The 3,397-nt window shown below is 50.3% G+C and carries 1 protein-coding gene; it reads left to right on the top strand.

Features of this window, described 5'->3' with window-relative positions; genetic code table 11:
• Positions 1-3,397, top strand: a 3,397-nt coding sequence (locus tag AC1RR2_RS20845) for a beta strand repeat-containing protein (protein ID WP_493224210.1), incomplete at both ends; no start/stop codon positions are given.

Genomic DNA, 3,397 nt, shown 5'->3' on the forward strand with positions numbered 1-3,397 from the left:
TGGCTGAGAAAAACCTCGGTGTAACAGTAACTGGTACGGTTGAAGCAGGCTCTACTGTGACGGTTGATGTGGGTGGCGTAACACGCTCAGCCCTCGTGACTGGCACGACATACAGCTACTCTTTGACACCAACTGATTACTTCAACTTGGGTCAATCTGCTGCGGCGTTTGATAAAACATTCACAATCACCGCGACCGATGTTGCTGGTAATACAGCTACTAGCGTGAAGAACGTGACTGTAGATACGGTTGCTCCAATCACACCGTCTATCACCAACTTCAGTACAGATACTGGCGTTATTGGTGACAACATCACGACTGACGAAACTTTGGTCTTGACTGGCTTTGCAGAACCAAACAGCACTGTGACTTTGTACAACGACACAACCGTGTTGGGTACAGTAACAGCGAACGGCGCTGGCGCTTGGACATTCACAACAGCGACTGACATTGCTGGTGGTAGTGCTGCATTCAAACCAGCTACGACTAACTTGAACGACGGTCAGTACTTGTTTAATGTGACTTCGACTGATGCAGTGGGTAACGTCAGCGCACCTTCTGCTACACAGCAAGTGTTGATTGACACAGGTATCGTTGCTCCAACAATCAGCGGCTTCACAGTGAATACGGGTGCAACTACTGAGTTGGGTACTGTTGGCGATCCTATCATCACCAAAGACAACACTTTGTTGGTGACGGGCGCAGCGGGTTCTGCTGAAGGCGGCGCTACAGTCTACGTCTACAGTGTAACTGCTGGTCCAACCTACACATTGATGGGTCAAACCGTCGCTGATGCAACGGGTGCATACACCTTCGCAACAGGCTTGTTGGCTGACGGTACTTACCAATTCGCTGCTTCACAACGCGATTTGGCGAACAACGACAGCGTGACAGTATTGGGTGCAGCTGGTTACTCTGCTGGCAAATATGTAACAGTGGATACAGCGGCTCCTGTCGCTCCAGTGTTCGATGCAAATGGCGTAACAACTGACAACGGTGACTCTGCAACTGATGAAATCACTAACGACAACACTATCACTTTGAACGGCACTGTGACTCTGGATGCAGGCTCCGCTCAAACTGTGAATGTGTACTCTGATGCTGGTTTGACGACTTTGGTTGGTACCGTGGTAGTTGCAGCGGGTGCTACAGCATGGTCACTCGCAGTGCCAGGCACTTTGGCTGACGGTAGCTACACTTACTACGCAACATCGACAGATGCTGCAGCTAACGTAAGTGCATCTTCCTTGGTATTGCCAGTGGTGGTTGATACGACACCTCCGACAGTTGGTCTGACCATCGTTGCAGATACTGAAAATACGTCAACAGCAACGCCTATTGGTCAAGCTGATAACATCACTTCACAAGGCAACTTCACGCTTACTGCAGCAGACGGCGGTAGTGGTCTCTCAGCTACTCAAGCTTTCTCTATGAGTGTCTCGGGACCAACTAATTTGCCGTTCGCTACTTATGCATCTGTGGCACTCGCACAAGCGGCACTCGATGCGTTTATGGATGCTCGTGAATTGGCGAATGACGATGGAGCGTACACAGTACAGATCGGTTCAACTGACGTTGCAGGTAATAATTCGACTTCTTGGCCACTGACTTCTAACTTCACTTTGGATACTGTAGCACCAACAACACCGACGATCGGCTTGGCAGCAGACTCGGGTGCTGCTGACTTGATCTCTAACGACGTGTCGATCAGTGTTACAGCTGGTGGTGTTGATGTGAACGCAACGCAAACTCAGTACTCCATCAATGCTGGTGCTACTTGGTTGAACGCGGCTGACTACACAACTGCAACTACAGCCGATGGCGCATACAGCGTGACAGCACGTGTGGTTGATGCTGCGGGTAACGTCTCTGCTACTTCCAATACTTTGAACGTAGTTAAAGACAATACTGCTCCAACATTGACAGTTGGTTTGGTAGCTGACTCTGGCTCAAGTGCTCTGGATCTGTACACAAACAATGCTGACTTGACAGCCTTGGTTGCAGGTGCTGATGCATCAACAACTTACGGTATCACTGTGACATCAGGCCCAACAGCCTTCACTATCACAGGTCAAGCAACGATGGCTGCAGCCTTGGCCGCGTTTAACGCTGCAGCGTTGGCAGATGGCACTTACACAGTCAATGTTTCGGCAACGGACGGTGCAAATAACACTGGCACTACACCAATCACCTTCACGTTGGATACAACTGCTGATGTATTGTCAGTTGCCTTGGCAACAGATACAAGCAACAGTGCGCCAGGTACAGGCACAACGTCTGACGGCATCACACAGACTGGTACAGTCAATGTGTCAGGTCTGACAGCAGGCTCTACTTGGGTCTACGATACAGACGGCACTATCGCTGGCGCCTTGGCAGGTACAGGTTCTACTTTGACATTGGGTGCAAACTCGACGTTCTTGGTAGGTTCTGTAGTTGCTCAGTCCACTGACTTGGCTGGTAACGTATCTGCGGTTGGCGCAAGCACAGCTCAGTACCAAACTGATACAACAGCTCCAGTTGATCTGGGTATGCAAACCGCTGCTGCCTTGACAGGCGGCGACGGCGTTCTGAGTGGTGCAGAAGTAGCGGCATTCACACTGACAGCAGGTACCTTGGCTGAAGCAGGTGCTGCGGTGTACTACACGATCACTGATTCAGTCGGTGTCGGCGCTGACATCAGCGGTTCCATGTCCGCTGCCGACTGGCTTGCTGGCGGTGTCGCTGCACACGATTTGACAGCTTTGGCTAACGGCAATATCACTGTTTCTGCTTATCAAGTGGATACAGCTGGTAACAGAAGTGTTTTAGCTGATTCATCAGTGACCTTCACTAAGAACGCAAACTTGGTGACTATCACAGCAGCTACTTATGACAATGCTTTGAACACCTTGACTTTGACTGGTGACTTCAGTGCAGCTGGTTTAGCAAACGGCGCTGTTCCAACATCTGGAGCGGGTTCAATTAACTACAGTAAGTTGTCATGGGAACACAATGATGCAGGTACTTTGTTGGACTTCGCATCCTTGGTGACTGGTGGTACAGCAGCTACTTTAGCGGGCGGTAACGTGTTGACTATTCAGTTGGATGCAAATGCAGCTGATGCAATCGAAACTAACGGCGCTTACTTGGATGGTGTCGCTGATGTCATTAACATCGAATCCGACTTCGTCTTCGGTGGTGTTGCTGGTTCAACAAGCAGCTTCGGTGCAGGTGTTACTGGTATCAACTACGCGTTCCAAGGTGGCTTAGCTGCAGAAGTGATTCTCGGCGACACTGGCAACGACACCCTCAACGGTGGTAACGGTGCAGATACTATCTCTGGTGGATCTGGCAATGATTCACTGGTCGGTGGTAACGGTGCTGATAGTATGACCGGTGGTGCAGGTAACGATAC

The sequence above is a fragment of the Undibacterium sp. GW821-FHT11H02 genome, from assembly GCF_058808015.1.